Source organism: Candidatus Erwinia dacicola (assembly GCF_001756855.1).
GTDB lineage: Bacteria > Pseudomonadota > Gammaproteobacteria > Enterobacterales > Enterobacteriaceae > Erwinia > Erwinia dacicola.
In genome coordinates, this window is sequence record NZ_MAYS01000075.1 from 1 (window position 1) to 16369 (window position 16369).

18 protein-coding genes and 7 pseudogenes are annotated in these 16369 nt (G+C 53.0%); 11 read left to right on the forward strand and 14 right to left on the reverse strand.

All coding sequences use genetic code 11. The annotated features are described in order from the left end of the window. Nucleotides 1-231: 231 nt before the first annotated feature. Nucleotides 232-387: pseudogene (locus BBW68_RS17460) on the forward strand (IS91 family transposase); the annotation flags it as partial. Between the two features lie 14 nt (nucleotides 388-401). On the opposite strand, the pseudogene BBW68_RS15455 reads toward BBW68_RS17460, so the two are convergent. Continuing rightward, nucleotides 402-639, reverse strand: a pseudogene (locus tag BBW68_RS15455) (transposase family protein); the annotation flags it as partial. Nucleotides 640-783: 144 nt separating this feature from the next. Between BBW68_RS15455 and BBW68_RS20465 the strand changes: the two are divergent. Then, the gene (locus tag BBW68_RS20465; RefSeq protein WP_420835321.1) at nucleotides 784-879 is read left to right on the forward strand and encodes a YebG family protein; all 96 of its coding nucleotides are present in this window, start codon (nucleotides 784-786) and stop codon (nucleotides 877-879) included. Nucleotides 880-1134: 255 nt separating this feature from the next. Here the strand turns inward: BBW68_RS20465 and BBW68_RS20115 are convergent. After that, nucleotides 1135-1227 (reverse strand): annotated as a pseudogene (locus BBW68_RS20115) (sugar phosphate isomerase/epimerase family protein); the annotation flags it as partial. 473 nt (nucleotides 1228-1700) lie between these two features. Here BBW68_RS20115 and BBW68_RS02010 point away from each other — a divergent pair. Continuing rightward, nucleotides 1701-2109, forward strand: a pseudogene (locus BBW68_RS02010) (KDGP aldolase); the annotation flags it as partial. Nucleotides 2110-2180: 71 nt separating this feature from the next. On the opposite strand, the gene npr reads toward BBW68_RS02010, so the two are convergent. From npr to BBW68_RS02065, 11 genes and pseudogenes are all read right to left on the reverse strand, one after another. Then, nucleotides 2181-2453 carry a PTS phosphocarrier protein NPr gene (npr, locus tag BBW68_RS02015; RefSeq protein ID WP_070133790.1) on the reverse strand — a complete coding sequence of 91 codons (273 nt, stop codon included), beginning with the start codon at nucleotides 2451-2453 and terminating at the stop codon, nucleotides 2181-2183. Beyond that, entirely contained in the window at nucleotides 2450-3304 is an 855-nt protein-coding gene (gene rapZ, locus BBW68_RS02020) for an RNase adapter RapZ (protein ID WP_070133791.1), read from the reverse strand. The genes npr and rapZ overlap by 4 nt, the downstream gene beginning before the upstream one ends. A 41-nt stretch (nucleotides 3305-3345) precedes the next feature. Then, entirely contained in the window at nucleotides 3346-3822 is a 477-nt protein-coding gene (ptsN, locus tag BBW68_RS02025; RefSeq protein ID WP_070133792.1) for a PTS IIA-like nitrogen regulatory protein PtsN, read from the reverse strand. Nucleotides 3823-4000: 178 nt separating this feature from the next. Continuing rightward, nucleotides 4001-4288 (reverse strand): annotated as a pseudogene (gene hpf, locus BBW68_RS02030) (ribosome hibernation promoting factor). A gap of 22 nt (nucleotides 4289-4310) precedes the next feature. After that, nucleotides 4311-5744 (reverse strand): RNA polymerase factor sigma-54, encoded by a 1434-nt coding sequence (rpoN, locus tag BBW68_RS02035; RefSeq protein WP_070133805.1) that lies wholly within the window; start codon nucleotides 5742-5744, stop codon nucleotides 4311-4313. 48 nt (nucleotides 5745-5792) lie between these two features. After that, on the reverse strand, nucleotides 5793-6518 hold the full coding sequence (gene lptB, locus BBW68_RS02040; protein WP_070133793.1) for an LPS export ABC transporter ATP-binding protein: 726 nt from the start codon (nucleotides 6516-6518) through the stop codon (nucleotides 5793-5795). A 5-nt stretch (nucleotides 6519-6523) separates the two neighbouring features. Next, the gene (lptA, locus tag BBW68_RS02045) at nucleotides 6524-7072 is read right to left on the reverse strand and encodes a lipopolysaccharide ABC transporter substrate-binding protein LptA (RefSeq protein WP_070133794.1); all 549 of its coding nucleotides are present in this window, start codon (nucleotides 7070-7072) and stop codon (nucleotides 6524-6526) included. Further along, the gene (gene lptC / locus BBW68_RS02050; protein ID WP_070133795.1) at nucleotides 7050-7619 is read right to left on the reverse strand and encodes an LPS export ABC transporter periplasmic protein LptC; all 570 of its coding nucleotides are present in this window, start codon (nucleotides 7617-7619) and stop codon (nucleotides 7050-7052) included. Before lptC ends, lptA begins: the two co-directional genes overlap by 23 nt. Beyond that, complete coding sequence (kdsC, locus tag BBW68_RS02055; RefSeq protein ID WP_070133796.1) at nucleotides 7616-8182, reverse strand: 3-deoxy-manno-octulosonate-8-phosphatase KdsC; 567 nt, start codon at nucleotides 8180-8182, stop codon at nucleotides 7616-7618. The genes lptC and kdsC overlap by 4 nt, the downstream gene beginning before the upstream one ends. Before the next feature lie 17 nt (nucleotides 8183-8199). Then, nucleotides 8200-9186, reverse strand: coding sequence for an arabinose-5-phosphate isomerase KdsD (gene kdsD, locus BBW68_RS02060; RefSeq protein ID WP_070133797.1), 987 nt, complete (start codon nucleotides 9184-9186; stop codon nucleotides 8200-8202). A 15-nt stretch (nucleotides 9187-9201) separates the two neighbouring features. Next, a pseudogene (locus tag BBW68_RS02065) lies at nucleotides 9202-10188 on the reverse strand (calcium/sodium antiporter). 228 nt (nucleotides 10189-10416) lie between these two features. On the opposite strand from BBW68_RS02065, the gene mlaF reads away from it, so the two are divergent. From mlaF to murA, 7 genes are all read left to right on the forward strand, one after another. Beyond that, complete coding sequence (gene mlaF, locus BBW68_RS02070; protein ID WP_070133798.1) at nucleotides 10417-11229, forward strand: phospholipid ABC transporter ATP-binding protein MlaF; 813 nt, start codon at nucleotides 10417-10419, stop codon at nucleotides 11227-11229. 7 nt (nucleotides 11230-11236) lie between these two features. Continuing rightward, a complete protein-coding gene (gene mlaE, locus BBW68_RS02075; protein ID WP_070133799.1) occupies nucleotides 11237-12019 on the forward strand; it encodes a lipid asymmetry maintenance ABC transporter permease subunit MlaE in 783 nt (260 codons plus the stop codon). A 4-nt stretch (nucleotides 12020-12023) separates the two neighbouring features. After that, a complete protein-coding gene (gene mlaD / locus BBW68_RS02080; RefSeq protein ID WP_070133800.1) occupies nucleotides 12024-12572 on the forward strand; it encodes an outer membrane lipid asymmetry maintenance protein MlaD in 549 nt (182 codons plus the stop codon). An 11-nt stretch (nucleotides 12573-12583) separates the two neighbouring features. Further along, a complete protein-coding gene (mlaC, locus tag BBW68_RS02085) occupies nucleotides 12584-13219 on the forward strand; it encodes a phospholipid-binding protein MlaC (RefSeq protein ID WP_070133801.1) in 636 nt (211 codons plus the stop codon). After that, nucleotides 13219-13515: a lipid asymmetry maintenance protein MlaB gene (gene mlaB / locus BBW68_RS02090; RefSeq protein ID WP_070133802.1), complete on the forward strand. Its 297-nt coding sequence runs from the start codon at nucleotides 13219-13221 to the stop codon at nucleotides 13513-13515. Before mlaC ends, mlaB begins: the two co-directional genes overlap by 1 nt. 193 nt (nucleotides 13516-13708) lie before the next feature. Beyond that, on the forward strand, nucleotides 13709-13963 hold the full coding sequence (gene ibaG, locus BBW68_RS02095) for a BolA family iron metabolism protein IbaG (RefSeq protein ID WP_070133803.1): 255 nt from the start codon (nucleotides 13709-13711) through the stop codon (nucleotides 13961-13963). Nucleotides 13964-14039: 76 nt separating this feature from the next. Further along, complete coding sequence (gene murA, locus BBW68_RS02100) at nucleotides 14040-15308, forward strand: UDP-N-acetylglucosamine 1-carboxyvinyltransferase (RefSeq protein WP_070133804.1); 1269 nt, start codon at nucleotides 14040-14042, stop codon at nucleotides 15306-15308. Between the two features lie 51 nt (nucleotides 15309-15359). On the opposite strand, the pseudogene BBW68_RS02105 reads toward murA, so the two are convergent. Next, a pseudogene (locus BBW68_RS02105) lies at nucleotides 15360-15770 on the reverse strand (transposase domain-containing protein); the annotation flags it as partial. Between the two features lie 184 nt (nucleotides 15771-15954). Between BBW68_RS02105 and BBW68_RS02110 the strand changes: the two are divergent. After that, nucleotides 15955-16369 (forward strand): IS1595 family transposase (locus tag BBW68_RS02110; protein ID WP_148127470.1); only part of this gene is annotated, 415 nt, incomplete at its 3' end.

Genomic DNA, 16369 nt, shown 5'->3' on the forward strand with positions numbered 1-16369 from the left:
CTTGATAAAAAACGTTAGTTAGAACCGGTTCCAAAAGATAGCGGCAGAAGTGAAATTTATGATCGCGCTCACGATGTGAACAATTTCTGGTGGGAAAGGTGGGGAAAGCTCTTAAAAACCTCAGGTAACGCGAGGCGCAAATAATGAACGTAGCGCCCTTACAGGGCGAGCTTCACGGCTTCGCTGTTCCGGTGCTTTGCATGACCGGAGCTCCGCTTTATACTCAGCTCCATGTATATCCCGCGTCCCGCCAAACTCCTTTTCACCGTCGATGACGGCTGGAACCGCTATCTCGAAAAACACGGCGACAGCGTCAGCCAGTGGACCCGACTCGCCATTGAACGCATACTCGCCTGTGGCACCTGCGCTATGGGCGTTTGCCGCTACTGATGCGCTTCTTCTGCCCACGGAACCGGGAGTGTCAGACAACTGTGCTCAGGACACATAATTCGGGGGACATCGGCTTCAATCAGAGTGGCAAACTGGCAGTATCAAGGTGACGCCATTTCTGATGCTGGTGATCATGAACAGGGTAGGATATCGCTTCGCCTGATGTCTCTTCATCAAGGGAAAGAGATTTAACACCTGCCACGGAGCGGTCAGGTTAAGGATGTAGGCATAGAGAGATTTCTCATTTATGGAGATGTTCTCAGGTGATAAAACATACCATTATCATGCCCTCAGCCACCACAACAAGGGAAAACCCACAAAAATACAGTTAAACGGGACGAAAATCATGGTTGTTGAAATCAAATAGGTTATCGTCAGAAAAGGTGAGGAAAGATGACATTTGCCAGCAAGAAAGAAGCCGATGCCTATGACAAGATGCTCGACATGGCGGAAGTGTTCTCAGACTGGCTGACCGCTAGCCCGCTGTAGATAGACGAGCAGCAGGGCGAGGCGCTGGGCCTCTACCTTGCCGAAAATAAAGACGCGCTGCCGCAGATCCTGCGCACCGGCAAGCTGCCGGAAAATAGCAGCGCGGCCGAGGGTAGTGAAGCAGCCGCCGAAGGCAAACTGCGCGCGGTATAAGCTTTCTCGTCGGGGCGAAGCATGCTTCGCCTAGGTTCAGGCATGCCTGAACCCTACAGCATGCTACGCAGGGCGCTCATCGCCACTGCTGCCGTAGCAAATCTCCGGCTGTTTGTCGAGGTCCGAGAGCTGCACCAGATAAATTTTGTCCGCCGGAATACCCGCTAAATTTTCAACGCTGCGCTGGCGCACGAATCTCAAAAAAAGAAAGCATCTCTCAGAATTTCTGAGCCTAACAGTTAGACTAATAAAACACAATAATCAAAATGGTAAATATATTCTTGCCACTACTCTTATTGAAAATAGCATTATGAAACGAAAGTATTTCATGATTTATATCATCAGCGATGAAATAGAGAAGAACCATATAAATCATCTAAGTCAATCCTTTATATTGAAGATTTTCATTCGCAGAGTGAAAAGGCGTAAAACAAGAAATTCAGGCGCATATGTTATTACTTAACATCACAAAGATATCGGGGCATAATATTAATTATAGCGATAATAATAACGTCTATATGGGCAGCGAGGGGAATAAACCGAAATGGGCTTATTGGTCTGACTCAACGAGTGAGACCTAGGAGGCATTACCCACGAAAATCTATGCGGCTCAGAACGCGCTGGAACTCCTTTCATGCTCCGGCAAGAGCTTAACGGAAAGCCATTGGGGGGTGGGCGACCCGACTCAGTATGCGAAAGCTGCGCTGATTGCCGCCGCTACGCGCAGTGCGCACGTCAACTAGACGTTTACCCGGGGCGGGGTTTGCTGCCGGAGCGCTGGCGGATTGCGATAGCACAGTCTGCATGATGCTGGATATGGGGGCGCACGCGGCGGAGTTTTTCCCGATGGGCGGTGATAAGTCGCTGGCGGAGTTAAAAGTGCTGACAGAGAGCACGGTACGCCAGGGGATAACGATGATCGAACTGACCGGCGGCATCGATCTGGAAAATTTCAGCCTTATCCTCGAAACCTGCCTGCGCGCGGGCGTGCCGAAAGTGATCCCGCACATCTACAGTTCGATTATAGATAAGCAGAGCGGCAGAACGCGCCCGGAAGATGTGGCAAATCTGATGTAGCAGGTCAAAACGCTACTGTCGTAATACAGGCAGAGGACTCACCCGACCGGCTTAATACCGGCCTATCACACTCAGTCTTCGTCGAATCCGGTGTTAAACAGGTCAATCACTGCCGTCAGCGCTTCCTTTTCCTGCAGGCCGCTGACTTCCACTTCAATATGCCCGCCCTTGGCGGAGTCGAGCATCAGCAGGGCAATTACGCTGCTGGCTTCTGCTTCCGTGCCGCTTTCATTGCGCAGCAGCACCTCTGCATAAAAACTCTGTACCAGCTCAAATAGCTTCATGGCTGGGCGCGCATGCATGCCCAGCTTGTTTTTAATTTCAACGGTTTGCTTCACGGTCATGATTTGCGTTCTTCTAGCGTGCGGTGACGGGACTGTACGTTTTTCCCGCGCGAGCGGAAATAATCTGCAAGCTGTTCGGCAATGTACACCGAGCGGTGTTTACCGCCGGTACAGCCAATCGCGACGGTCAGATAGCTGCGGTTATTGGTTTCCAGCATCGGTAACCACAGCTCAAGGTAGCTGCGCGTCTGGTAGATAAAATTGTGGACTTCAGTGTGGCGGTCGAGGAAGGCAGCAACCGGGCGGTCGAGGCCGGTCATCGGGCGCAGCTTCGGGTCCCAGTGCGGATTGGGCAGGAAGCGCACGTCAAACACGTAATCGGCATCAATCGGAATGCCGTGCTTGAAACCAAAGGACTCAAACACCATCGTTAGCTCGCGCTCGCGCTTGCCAAGCAGTCGGGTACGCAGCATCTCGGCCAGCTCGTGCACTGACATTTCCGAGGTGTCGATAATCAGGTCCGCGCGCGAACGCAGCGGCTCCAGCAGATCGCTCTCTTCATCGATCGCGCTTTCCAGCGACAGATTCTTACTGGAAAGCGGATGCAGACGACGGGTATCGCTGTAGCGGCGGATCAGCGTATTGCGGTCAGCATTTAGGAACAGCAGCTGCGGCGAAAAACAGTCCGGCAGGCTGTTCAGCGCAGTTTCAAACACTTCCGGGGATTCCGGCATGTTACGCACGTCAATGCTCACTGCGGCGGACATGTTACGCTCAGAAAGTGAGCGAGCCAGGTCTGGCAGCAGTACCACGGGTAAGTTATCCACGCAGTAAAAGCCCATATCTTCCAGCGCCCGCAGGGCTACTGATTTACCTGAGCCAGAACGTCCGCTGACGATCATCAGCACCATTAACTCTTCTCCCCGTTTGTCACAACGCGATACAACTGCGTTTAGCTCTTTTCGTGATCTTGCGTGATGATCTCATACAGATCTTCATCGGTCTGAGCAGCACGTAAACGGCGCAGCACCGTTTTATCGGCTAGGCGTTTGGCCACCAGCAACAGCGTGTGCAGATGCGTCTTGCACTGATCTGCCGGAACCAGCAGGGCAAACAGCAGATCCACCGGCTGATTATCAATGGCGTCAAACGCGATAGGCTGGTCAAGGCAGATAAACACCCCAACGGCGCGCAGCGTATCTTCTTCCAGCTTACCGTGCGGGATGGCAATGCCATTGCCAATGCCGGTACTGCCCATACGCTCACGCGTCAGGATAGCTTCAAAAATTGTCTGGTGCGGCAGACTTAACTGTTTCGCCGCCAGCTCGCTGACAATTTCCAACGCCCGTTTTTTGCTCTGACAGTGCACGCCATTACGAGTACATGCGACGCTCAATACGGAGCCCAGTTTCAGATCATTGTTCATCATAGTTTCACTTAGGTATTCACTTGCATGGGGCGATAGCTCGAACCCGACATTCGGATCGAGAGATTAACATGCCGTATTGATTAACGGCTCGTCTTCCCGAAGGAACACGAGTCGGAAATGCTTCCGGCTTAACTGATATTGGGTTCGCCGAAAAAAAATAATCAATGTATAGTGAAGTTTAGTGTTGTTTTAGCTTATCTTTATGTTTATTTAACTGGCGAGCGAGCTTATCTACCAGCCCGTCAATCGCCGCGTATATATCTTTATCTTCTGAGATGGCGTGCAGCTCCCCACCGTTCACATGCAGCGTGGCATCTGCAATCTATGTTATTTTCGCCACCTTTAGCACGATATAAATCTGATTGATGCGGTCAAAGTAGTGTTCCAGTTTGGCAAACTTTTCAGTTAAAAAATCACGCAGTGGCTGGGTGATTTCAACGTGTTGTTCAGTGATATTGAGCTGCATGGTGTCTTCCTTCTCAGTGCTTTCAGACCAGCTGCTTGCGCTGGTTTGATGGTGGGATGGATAAAGACTCTCGGTATTTTGCCACAGTGCGTCGGGCCACCATAATTCCCTGATCGTAAAGAAGGGTGGTGAGCTTGCTGTCGCTTAACGGTTTGGCGGGATTCTCCGCCGAGATTAATTTCTTCACCAGCGCACGGATCGCCGTGGAGGAGGCTTCTCCACCTCCCTCGGTATCGATGTGGCTAGAGAAAAAATACTTCAGTTCAAAAATGCCTCGCGGGCTGTGCAGGTATTTCTGCGTCGTCACGCGCGAGATAGTCGACTCGTGCATCTCTACGGCGCTGGCAATATCGGCCAACACCATCGGACGCATGAACTCTTCACCCTGCTCAAAAAAGGCCTGCTGCTGGTCGACGATACAGCGCGTCACCTTCAGCAGCGTATCATTGCGGTTTTCCAAGCTTTTAATCAGCCACTTCGCTTCCTGCAGATTGCTGCGAATAAACTGCGTATCGCTGTCGCTGCGCGAGCTGGCGCCGAGGGAGGCGTAATGCTGGTTGATCTTTAGGCGCGGCACGCTGTCGGCGTTGAGTTCCACCGTCCAGCGATTGCTGGCCTTGCGCACTAGTACGTCCGGGATGACGTATTCTGGTTCCTGGGTGTTGATCGACTGGCCTGGGCGCGGGTCGAGGGTCTGGATCAGCTGCATCGCCCCTTTCAGCACCTCTTCTTTCAGGCGGGTGACGCGCATCAGGCTGCGGAAGTCGTGATTTGCCAGCAGATCCAAGTGCTCGCCGACGATCAGGCGCGCCTCTTTCAGCAGCGGAAAATCAGTCGGAAACTGGGAAAGCTGCACCATCAGGCAGTCACGCAGATCGCGGGCGCAGACGCCGACTGGGTCAAAACGCTGCGCGCGCTTCAGCACCGCTTCGACTTCATCCATCGACAGCTCGTCATCGCCAATGCTGCAGAGGATTTCATCCAGCGTCACGGTGAGATAGCCGGTATCGTCAACCGCATCAACAATCGAGGTCGCTATCGCGCGGTCGGTGTCGGTAAACGGCGTCAGCTCAACCTGCCACATCAGGTAATCCTGCAGCGTCTGGGTGGTTTCACCCTGATAGACCAAAAGTTCATCATCATGATAGTCAGTGCTCGTACCAGATGGGGTGGCGGCGCTGTAGATCTCATCCCAGGTGGCATCGAGCGGCAGCTCTTCCGGCATGTCCTTCTGTTCCAGCGCTTCGCGGGTATCCAGCGCTTCGGTTTCCTGATATTCGCAGGTATCAACTTCTTCGTGAATGTCAGTCTGTTCAAGCAACGGGTTACTCTCTAGCGCCAGCTGAATTTCCTGCTGTAGTTCAAGCGTAGAGAGTTGCAGCAGGCGGATGGCCTGCTGCAGTTGTGGCGTCATGGCAAGCTGTTGGCTCAGCCTGAGTTGTAAACCTTGCTTCATATTCAGGATATTAATTCCCAAGAAATTTTACCAAATGTGAACACCTTATCAGAGTCTGAACTCTTCACCCAAATAGACGCGCTTAACTTGCTCATCGGCTAGGATCGCTTCCGGGGTGCCATGGGCGATCAGATGCCCCTGGCTGACGATATAGGCTTGTTCGCAGACTGCCAGCGTTTCGCGTACGTTATGGTCGGTGATCAGCACGCCAAGACCGCTGTCACGCAGGTGCTCAATAATCTTTTTAATATCGATGACGGAGATCGGGTCAACACCTGCGAAGGGTTCATCTAGCAGGATAAACTTTGGGTTGGCGGCCAGCGCGCGGGCAATCTCGACGCGGCGGCGTTCACCACCGGACAGCGCATGACCTAGGCTGTCGCGCAGGTGTTCAATGTGGAACTCGGCCTGCAGTTCGTTAGCGCGGTCGTCTCGCTGCTCGCTGGTCAGGTCATCACGGATCTGCAGAATGGCCATCAGGTTGTCGTAAACGCTCAGACGACGGAAGATGGAGGCTTCCTGAGGCAGGTAGCCAATACCACGACGCGCCCGGGCATGCAGTGGCAGAATACTGATGTCTTCATCGTCGATCACGATGCGGCCCGCATCACGTGGCACAATCCCAACTACCATGTAAAAGGTGGTGGTTTTACCTGCACCGTTCGGGCCCAGCAGGCCGACGATTTCGCCGGATTTAACTTCTAGGCTGACATCTTCAACCACGCTACGGCCTTTGTAGGCCTTCGCTAGATTTTCCGCAATTAAGGTTGCCATGTTAGTTAGTTACTCTTTTTCTGGCCGTTTGACTGAGTGCCTTTATCCTGCAACTGCGATGGCACTAACACGGTGGTAACACGTTTGCCGGTGCTGCCAAAGGCCTGCATTTTTTGCTCTTTGACCAGATAGGTGATTTTGTCACCTTTCACGTTGCTGTCGAGCTGTTCCAGATAAGCGTTGCCGGTCAGTTCGACCAAGTCTTTTGCCAGCTCATAATGCATTTTCTGGGCATGGCCCTGCACCGGCTTGCCGTTATCCTGCATCTGGTAGAAGGTTGCCGGATTGCCGTAGGCATCAACAATGGTTTTATTGCTGTCGCCGCCCGGACGGGTCACCACCACTTTATCCGCGGTGATTTTGATTGAGCCCTGGGTGACGATAACTTTGCCGGTAAAGGTAGCCACGTTGCCCTGCATATCCAGCGCCTGGTTTTCTGAGTCGACGTTAACCGGTTTTTCGGAGTCGCCGGTCAGTGCCAGAGCGGGCAGGCTGGCGGCAAGCAGCAGTGATGCCGTCAGAAATTTAAGGCTATTGTTCATTTTGAATTTCATAAGATGTTTTGACCTTTTCAATCAACTCGGCAGTTTTCTTCCGTAAATTCCCACGCATCTTCATACCTGTAGAGTTAAAGCTGCGACCATAAAGCGTAACTTGATCGTCTGAAGTGACATCCTGAGTGGTCAGGTTAATCTGAGCGTTATCGGTTTTAATCCGCTCAAGCTGAGTATCTTTGGTCTGGCTGTTCACTTCCACATGACCATACAGGTAAAGCATGCGGTGATTAGTGAGCTTGGCTTTGTCCGCCCGCACCGACCAGATTGGAATTTTATTTTCGTCGTAGGTCGTCATCACCGGGTTATCGAACCAGCTCACCGCTTCGGTCTGGAAGTGGGTGACCTTGTCTGACACCAGCTTATAGCTCAGCGAGCCCTCAGGGTTGTACACAACCGTATGAGAATTATCGCTCATATAGGTCGGTTCCGTGTCGTCACTGCGGGTAGCGTTGCTATCGCTGTCGTTTTCGGTTAGATTCCAGCCGATCAGCACAATGGCAATCAGCGTCAGTATCAGCGTTATCCAGCGTCTTGTTTTGCTCATACTGACCGCCCTTTGGCCTCTTCAAACTTAGCTTGCGCGCTCAAAATAAGATCGCAAATTTCCCTCACGGCACCGCGTCCACAGGCAATTCGGGTCACGTAGTCCGCACGGGGCAATAAAACAGGGTGTGCATCGGCCACGGTCACACTCAGGCCAACCTGCGACATTACCGGCCAGTCGATCAGGTCATCACCAATATAGGCAACCTGCTCGGCACGAAGCGATAGTCTATCCAGAAGTTCACGGAAGGCCAAAAGCTTATCTGTCTGTCTCTGGTAAAGATGGGTAATTCCCAGCGTGGCGCAGCGATCTTCCAGCAGTTTGGCTTTACGGTCGGTAATAATCGCCACTTGAATGCCGCTGGTCAGCAGGCAGCGAATGCCATAACCGTCGCGCACGTTGAAGGCTTTGAGCTCTTCACCGTTATTTCCTTGGTAAATCACCCCGTCGGACATCACGCCGTCAACGTCACAAATCAACAGCTTAATTTGCTGTGTCTGCGCCATTACCTGCTGGCTGACTGCGCCATAACAGGTCTCAATGGTGGCTACTGGATTGCTCATTATTTTTAGTTCCTAGTTTAAACAACGCCTGCGCGCAGCATGTCATGCATGTGAACCACGCCGAGCAGCTGATCGCCATCAGCGACCATTACGCAGGTAATATTTTTATTCTGCATCAGGTTTAACGCATCCACGGCCAGCGTATTCGGGCGCACGCGCACGCCACCTAACGTCATCACGCTGGCGATACTGGCATGCTGGATATCAATGCCCATATCGAATACGCGGCGTAAATCACCGTCGGTAAAGATGCCTTCGATTTTCATCAAGTCATTGCAGATTACCGTCATCCCCATGTTTTTACGGGTGATCTCCAGTAGCGCATCACGCAGGGAAGCATCACGGCTGACGTGCGGCATCTCACCGCCGGAGTGCATGATATCATCAACGCGCAGCAGCAGTTTACGACCCAGCGCCCCGCCAGGATGAGAGAGCGCAAAATCTTCCTGGGTAAAGCCGCGGGCTTTTAGCAGCGCAACCGCTAGGGCATCGCCCATCACTAAGGTTGCGGTGGTGCTGGTGGTCGGTGCTAGGCCCAACGGGCAGGCTTCCTGCGGCACTTTAACACACAGGTGGATATCTGCCGCACGTCCCATTGCGCTGTCAGGGCGACTGGTGAGGCAGAGCAGCGAAACATGCAGACGTTTCAGTACCGGGATCAGCGCCAGAATTTCGGAGGACTCGCCAGAGTTGGAAACAGCAATCACCACATCGGATGGGCTCATCATGCCGAGATCACCGTGGCTGGCCTCAGCCGGATGAACAAAAAATGCTGACGTACCGGTGCTGGCAAAGGTCGCCGCCATCTTCTTACCGATATGACCGGATTTGCCCATGCCCATTACCACCACTTTGCCACGGCAGCGATAAATCAGCTCGCAGGCCCGGCTAAAGTCGTCGTTGATGTACCGATCGAGCTGTTCCAGCCCTTCGCGTTCAATCCGTAAAACCTCTTTCCCGGCCTGTTGAAAATCAAAATCGGGATCGGCCATGATATGCGCCATAATTCTCCAGTCCTTTTACCAGAAGGTCACTGAGGGGAACTGATACAGCATTCCCACCCAGACGATAAAACCGCACAGCTAACAACGCACCAGCCAGCCGATCAATGCGGCCACTGCGCTGGAAACAGATCAGTGTAAACAGGGCACTGACTCCCAGCATCACCCAGTAATCACGGGCGGAAGCTGCGGAGTCGAGCGTGCTTAGGTAGATTCAGTGCCGGAATGCCCAGCACAATTACCATATTATAAATATTAGACACGATAAGGTTGCCGATGGCGATATCATCTTCGCCCTTCAGCGCGCCAGCAATCACCGTAGCCAGTTCCGGCAGGCTGGTGCTGACCGAAATAATCGTCAGGCCAATCACCAGTTCGCTGACGCCGAAATAGTCGGCAATCACCGTGGCGTTGTCTATGACCATACGTGTTGACATCGGCAGCACAATCAGCGCCGCTGCCAGCTACAAGAAGGCCACAGTATTTATTGCCCACGTCATCTCTCGGCAGTTCAGCCAGCTGCTCACGCGTTAGCGAGTTGCTGTTTTCCCGTTCAGCGCGGCGAGCAATCTTGATGATAAACATCAGATAGATAGCGGCAATGGTGATCATCGCCAGACCATCGTTGCGGCTCAGTTCGTTATCAAACAGCATTACGCCGCACAGCAGCGTCACCAACAGCATCAGCGGCAGCTTACTGCGTACCAGCCTAGAGTGGATGGTGAGCGGGTGCAGCAGCGCGGCGACGCCAGGAATCAGTAAAATATTGGTAATATTTGACCCCATCGCGGTGCCAACTGCGATATCCATCTGCCCGTGCGTGGCGACGGAAAAGGAGACAATCAGCTCCGGTAACGAGGTGCCAATGCCCACCAGCATCATGCTGATAATCAAAGGCGGAATACCCAGAGAACAGCACAATATTGCGGCGCTAAACATCAGAGGATCTGCTCCATAAACCAGTAAGACTAAACCGATAATCAATAGTGCTGTAGCTACGAGCATGAAGTGTCCTTTGGATCGGGTATAATCGTTGTTTACCGTTTGCTTTAAAGAGTTAAGGCAAAGAAAATTTAATGGCTGTGATTTTGACGGTCTGCGCGTGAAAAGTAAAACTTATGCCAGCTTTAGCTACGTTATTGCGGTAAGTTTCTGTAAAAGTGTACGGTCTGATGGGTAATACATTACCATCGGGGGTAAATTTAACGTTTGAGAATAAGGAATGAGGTAACTATGAGCCAGACGGAGACGAATTTGGTGGATGTGCGGGGCGTGAGTTTTTCCCGTGGCAACCGGCCGATTTTCGATAACATCTCGCTTACGGTGTCCAAAGGGAAGGTCACCGCGATAATGGGCCCTTCCGGCATAGGCAAAACCACTTTACTGCGTTTAATCAGCGGGCAGATCCCTCCAGACAGCGGTGAAATCTGGTTTAACGGCGAAAATATCCCCACGCTGTCGCGCACACGCTTGTACGAAGCACGTAAAAAAATGAGCATGCTGTTTCAGTCAGGGGCGTTATTCACCGATCTGAGCGTGTTTGATAACGTGGCATGGCCGCTGCGTGAGCATACACAGCTGCCAAAGGCGCTGCTGCATAGTTCAGTGATGATGAAACTGGAAGCGGTGGGCCTGCGCTGCGCTGCCAATCTTAAGCCTTCTGAACTTTCAGGTGGGATGGCGCGCCGTGCGGCGCTGGCGCGAGCAATCGCGCTGGAACCGGATTTGATCATGTTTGACGAACCCTTTGTCGGCCAGGATCCCATCACCATGGGCGTGCTGGTGAAGTTGATCGACGAACTTAACCACTCGTTGGGCGTCACCTGTATCGTGGTATCGCACGATGTGCCTGAGGTGCTGAGCATTGCCGATTACGCTTATATTATCGCGGATCAGAAAGTGATCGCTCAGGGGACGGCACCTGAACTGCGTGATAACGAGGATGCCCGCGTGCGTCAGTTTATTGACGGCATTGCTGATAGTCCGGTACCTTGCCGTTTCCCGGCAGAGGATTACCTGCAAGATTTAGTCGGCTCAGGGAGTTAACAGACTTATGTTTCTAAGAGCACTGGCGTCATTAGGGCGTCAGGGAATTAATACCTGTGCCTCATTTGGCCGCGCCGGACTGATGCTGTTCCATGCGCTGTTTGCCATTCCCCGTTTTCGTAAGCACGCTCACCTGCTGGTTAAACAGCTTTATAGCGTTGGCGTGCTTTCACTGCTCATCGTGATTGTATCCGGGCTGTTTATCGGCATGGTGCTTAGCCTGCAAGGTTACCTAGTGCTGAAAACCTACAACGCTGAAACCAGCCTAGGTATGATTGTCGCGCTGTCGCTGCTGCGCGAGCTGGGGCCGGTGGTTACCGCGGTGCTATTTGCCGGGCGTGCCGGTTCGGCCCTGACGGCAGAGATTGGCCTGATGAAAGCCACCGAGCAGCTCTCCAGCATGGAGATGATGGCGGTTGACCCACTGCGCCGCATTATTTCGCCGCGTTTTTGGGCTGGCTTTATCAGCATGCCGCTGCTGACGCTGATTTTTGTCGCGGTCGGGGTGCTGGGTGGCGCGCTGGTTGGCATGGGCTGGAAAGGGATTGACCTTGGCTTCTTCTGGTCAGCGATGCAGAGTGCGGTCGACCTGCGAACAGATATTATCAACTGCGTGATCAAAAGCGCCGTATTTGCGATGACTGTGACTTGGACTGCGCTGTTTAACGGCTATGACGCCATCCCGAGTTCTGAAGGGATCAGTCGGGCAACGACGCGTACCGTGGTACATGCTTCACTGGCGGTACTCGGTTTGGATTTTGTGCTTACTGCACTGATGTTTGGGAACTGATGCAATGCAAACGAAAAAAAGCGAAATTTGGGTAGGTGCCTTCTTACTTTTAGCGCTGTGCGCGATCATATTTCTCTGTCTGCGCGTTGCCGACCTGAAATCCCTCGGCAATGAACCGACCTGGAAGCTTTATGCTACTTTTGACAATATTGGTGGCCTGAAAACCGGCTCCCCGGTCAAAGTTGGCGGCGTGGTCGTGGGGCGCGTAACTGATATCACGCTGGACCCGAAAAACTACTCACCGAAAGTCGCTATGAATCTTGAAGACAAATATAACAATATCCCCGACACCAGCTCGCTGGCGGTAAGGACTTCCGGTCTACTGGGGGAGCAGTATCTGGCGCTGAATATCGGCTTTGATGACCCGGAAATGGGCACCGCAATTCTGAAAGACGGCAGTACCATCCAAGACACCAAGTCAGCGATGGTGCTGGAAGATCTGATAGGCCAGTTCCTCTACAAAAGCGGCAACGGCGACAGCAAGAATTCACCTGCCGCCGGTGATGAGGCGGATCCGACCACAGCAGCGCCTGCTGCGGCGAATAATCCATAAGAGGGCAAGTAATGTTTAAACGTTTACTTATGGTCGCGATGCTGGTCATTGCATCCGTAGCGGCGAATGCCGCAGCCGACCAGACCAATCCTTACAAACTAATGAATGAGGCGGTGCAGAAGACCTTTGATCGCCTAAAAAACGAACAGCCTAAAATCAAGCAGGCTCCTAACTATCTGCGGCAGATTGTACGTGAAGAGCTGCTGCCTTATATGCAGGTGAAATATGCGGGCGCGCTGGTGCTGGGACGCTACTACAAGGATGCCACTCCGGCACAGCATGAAGCCTACTTTGCGGCCTTCAGCGATTATCTGACCCAGGCTTACAGCCAGGCGCTGGCGATGTATAACGGTCAGACTTATCAGATCGCTCCGGAGCAGCCGCTGGGTAACGCAAACATTGTCGCTATCCGCGTCACCATCATCGACCCGAACGGCCGACCACCGGTGCGCCTAGACTTCCAGTGGCGTAAAAACAGCGTCAGTGGAAACTGGCAGGCGTTTGATATGATCGCGGAAGGCGTGAGTATGATCAGGACCAAGCAGAAGGAGTGGAGCGGCGTGCTGCGTCAGCAGGGCATTGACGGACTGACCGCGCGCCTAGAGTCGGCAGCGAGTGAGCCTATAACCTTGGACAAGCAGCAGTAATGGACGGGCAACTGCGCTGGCAGGTCGCGGATGACAGGCTCACTCTTGCTGGCGAGCTGGAACGTGAAACCCTGCTGCCGCTTTGGCAGCAGCGTGCTGAGGTGATGGGCCGGGTTGAGATTATCGACGTTGCGGGTCTGCAACGCGTGGACTCGGATGGCCTAGCCCTGCTGGTCCATCTGCGGCAGATCGTGTTAGAGCGTGGCAAGGCACCGCGTTTTACCGGGATCACGGACAAACTCCGTTCGCTGATCACCCTGTATAACCTGCAGAAAATTATTGCCGAAGGCGAGTGAGGCGCTGGGCGCGTTAATCCGGCAGAGGTAGCCGTGGAACGCGTTGAGTTTACTCGTTTTTACCTAACTAGGAGTGTTATCTGTTCTTATTTAGGCTTTTTTTCCAGCCACAGGCATTTTTTGCTTGTTTAAGAGTAGGGTTGATTCCACTAAGATGTGTGCCTGTTTATTATCAAGTGAATTTAAGAGCATAATGGAAACGAGTGAAATTCAATCCGTGCTGATGAGCGCGCTATCGCTGCAGGAAGTCCACGTAACCGGAGATGGTAGCCATTTCCAAGTGATTGCCGTGGGTGAACTGTTTGGTAAACTGAACCGCGTTAAGAAACAGCAGACGGTCTATGCTCCGCTAATGGAGTACATCGCGGATAACCGCATGCATGCGGTTTCCATCAAGACTTATACCCCTGAAGAGTGGGCGCGTGACCGTAAGTTAAACGGTTTTTAAGCAGCCAGAGTTTGCCACGCGAAACGTGGTGAGGCGCTGGCGGCAGATTTTTAGCTGACAATAGAGAGCAGTTGCAATGGATAAATTTCGTGTACAGGGTCCGACCCGTCTGAGTGGTGAAGTCACTATTTCCGGGGCTAAAAACGCCGCATTGCCGATCCTGTTCGCTGCTTTGCTGGCTGAAAAGCCGGTAGAGATTCAGAACGTCCCGAAGCTGAAGGACATCGATACTACCATGAAGCTGCTCAGCAAGCTGGGTATGAAAGCAGAACGTAATGGTTCCGTGCATCTGGATGCCAGTGAGGTCAACATTTACTGTGCGCCTTACGATCTAGTGAAAACCATGCGCGCTTCTATCTGGGCACTCGGTCCGCTTGTGGCGCGTTTTGGCCAAGGGCAGGTTTCACTGCCCGGCGGCTGCGCTATCGGTGCGCGTCCGGTTGACCTGCATATCACCGGTTTGGAGCAGTTCGGTGCCACGATTAAGCTGGAAGAGGGCTACGTGAAAGCCTCGGTTGATGGTCGCCTGAAAGGCGCGCATATCGTGATGGATAAGGTCAGCGTTGGCGCGACCGTGACCATTATGAGCGCGGCCACGCTAGCAACCGGCACTACCGTGATTGAGAATGCGGCCCGCGAGCCGGAAATCGTTGATACTGCTAATTTTCTGAATACGCTGGGTGCGAAAATCACTGGCGCAGGCAGCGACCGCATCACCATCGAAGGCGTGCAGCGCCTAGGCGGCGGCGTGTACCGCGTACTGCCTGACCGCATTGAAACCGGTACCTTCCTAGTCGCTGCGGCGATCTCCGGCGGTAAAGTGGTGTGCCGTGCGGCACAGCCTGACACCCTAGATGCCGTACTGGCTAAGCTGTGTGAAGCGGGTGCAGATATCGAAACCGGTGAAGACTGGATCAGCCTAGATATGCACGGTAAGCGGCCTAAGGCCGTCAATCTGCGCACCGCGCCGCATCCGGGCTTCCCAACCGATATGCAGGCACAGTTCAGCCTGCTGAACTTGGTGGCAGAAGGAACCGGTGTGATTACCGAAACCATCTTCGAGAACCGCTTTATGCACGTGCCAGAACTGGTACGCATGGGCGCGCACGGCGAGATCGAAAGCAACAGGCTGATCTGCCACGGGGTGGAAAAACTGTCCGGTGCCCAAGTCATGGCCACCGATCTGCGTGCTTCCGCCAGCCTTATTCTGGCGGGCTGTATCGCAGAAGGCACCACCATTGTGGATCGTATTTACCACATCGATCGTGGTTATGAGCACATTGAAGACAAGCTGACCGCTCTTGGGGCGAATATCCAGCGCGTAAGCGGCAGCAGTGAAGAGTAATCGCGTTGGAACTCCTTTCATGCTCCGGCAAAGCTTAACCGAATGCCATTGCTGAGCGATGTGGTCACAGCTGCAGCAGGTCAGTTTTGGCCGCTGCGTTCCGATAACCTTAAAGGCGCTGCTGATTAGCGCCAGCGTGCAGGTTTCGCGGGGAAGCTAAGCCGGTAAAGGTTTACGTGCGGAAGACTGACGCAGCGGCTGCGGCAGTACAGGGTCATGCTGTTCACCCGGCACCTCCACCATCTCCTCCTGCAGGGCGTTGATGCACTCTTCTGCCTCGCGCACCTGGCGCTGTGTTTTCTCACGCAGCTTTTCGGAGCTTTTGCCGAACTGCATGCGCTGCAGCTTAGCGACCAGCGCCTTCAGCCTGTTAATTTCGCTGGCGTACGCCGCCACCCGCTGCGAGAGCAGACGGTTATACTCCGCCATTTTGCGGATGGTGGTCTGCTACTCCTGCAGCAGTGCCCTGAGCCGGGCGTTTTCATCGGGCTATGAGGTATCCATGAACCCACTTCTGGGCTGCATAGATTTTCATGGGTAATGCCTCCGAAGTCTCACTGAATACAGCATTTAAATTGTTCTTCATTACTTGATACAATAAATAATGGGGCTGTCCTAGATAACTAAGATCATCTAGGATAGTGCCATGAGAAAAAGCAGACTCAGTCAGTACAAACAGGAACGGTTACTTGAACAGTTTATTGCAGGCTCCACAGCCCGTATTGCCGCAGAGCTGGTTGGTGTCCACAGGAACACTGCTGCATACTATTTTCACCGCCTCAGAGTGCTGATAGCCGAGCACGTAGATAGGCACTCCTGGTTTGATGGCGAGATTGAACTGGACGAAAGTTATTTTGGTGGTCGTCGTAAAGGTCAGCGTGGCAGAGGTGCTGCCGGAAAAGTGCCTGTTTTCGGGCTTCTCAAGCGTGGTGGTAAGGTGTATACCAAGGTCATACCCGATGCCAAATCACGCACATTACTGCCGATAATAGAGTCAAAAATTTACCCTGACAGCATCGTCTATACCGATAATTTTGCCAGTTATGATGTACTGGATGTGA

Excerpts from the sequence above, each read along its gene's own strand:
- BBW68_RS20465 (WP_420835321.1), top strand. The coding sequence starts at position 784 with ATGACATTTGCCAGCAAGAAAGAAGCCGATGCCTATGACAAGATGCTC.
- npr (WP_070133790.1), bottom strand. The coding sequence starts at position 2,453 with ATGACCGTGAAGCAAACCGTTGAAATTAAAAACAAGCTGGGCATGCAT.
- rapZ (WP_070133791.1), bottom strand. The coding sequence starts at position 3,304 with ATGGTGCTGATGATCGTCAGCGGACGTTCTGGCTCAGGTAAATCAGTA.
- ptsN (WP_070133792.1), bottom strand. The coding sequence starts at position 3,822 with ATGATGAACAATGATCTGAAACTGGGCTCCGTATTGAGCGTCGCATGT.
- rpoN (WP_070133805.1), bottom strand. The coding sequence starts at position 5,744 with ATGAAGCAAGGTTTACAACTCAGGCTGAGCCAACAGCTTGCCATGACG.
- lptB (WP_070133793.1), bottom strand. The coding sequence starts at position 6,518 with ATGGCAACCTTAATTGCGGAAAATCTAGCGAAGGCCTACAAAGGCCGT.
- lptA (WP_070133794.1), bottom strand. The coding sequence starts at position 7,072 with ATGAAATTCAAAATGAACAATAGCCTTAAATTTCTGACGGCATCACTG.
- lptC (WP_070133795.1), bottom strand. The coding sequence starts at position 7,619 with ATGAGCAAAACAAGACGCTGGATAACGCTGATACTGACGCTGATTGCC.
- kdsC (WP_070133796.1), bottom strand. The coding sequence starts at position 8,182 with ATGAGCAATCCAGTAGCCACCATTGAGACCTGTTATGGCGCAGTCAGC.
- kdsD (WP_070133797.1), bottom strand. The coding sequence starts at position 9,186 with ATGGCGCATATCATGGCCGATCCCGATTTTGATTTTCAACAGGCCGGG.
- mlaF (WP_070133798.1), top strand. The coding sequence starts at position 10,417 with ATGAGCCAGACGGAGACGAATTTGGTGGATGTGCGGGGCGTGAGTTTT.
- mlaE (WP_070133799.1), top strand. The coding sequence starts at position 11,237 with ATGTTTCTAAGAGCACTGGCGTCATTAGGGCGTCAGGGAATTAATACC.
- mlaD (WP_070133800.1), top strand. The coding sequence starts at position 12,024 with ATGCAAACGAAAAAAAGCGAAATTTGGGTAGGTGCCTTCTTACTTTTA.
- mlaC (WP_070133801.1), top strand. The coding sequence starts at position 12,584 with ATGTTTAAACGTTTACTTATGGTCGCGATGCTGGTCATTGCATCCGTA.
- mlaB (WP_070133802.1), top strand. The coding sequence starts at position 13,219 with ATGGACGGGCAACTGCGCTGGCAGGTCGCGGATGACAGGCTCACTCTT.
- ibaG (WP_070133803.1), top strand. The coding sequence starts at position 13,709 with ATGGAAACGAGTGAAATTCAATCCGTGCTGATGAGCGCGCTATCGCTG.
- murA (WP_070133804.1), top strand. The coding sequence starts at position 14,040 with ATGGATAAATTTCGTGTACAGGGTCCGACCCGTCTGAGTGGTGAAGTC.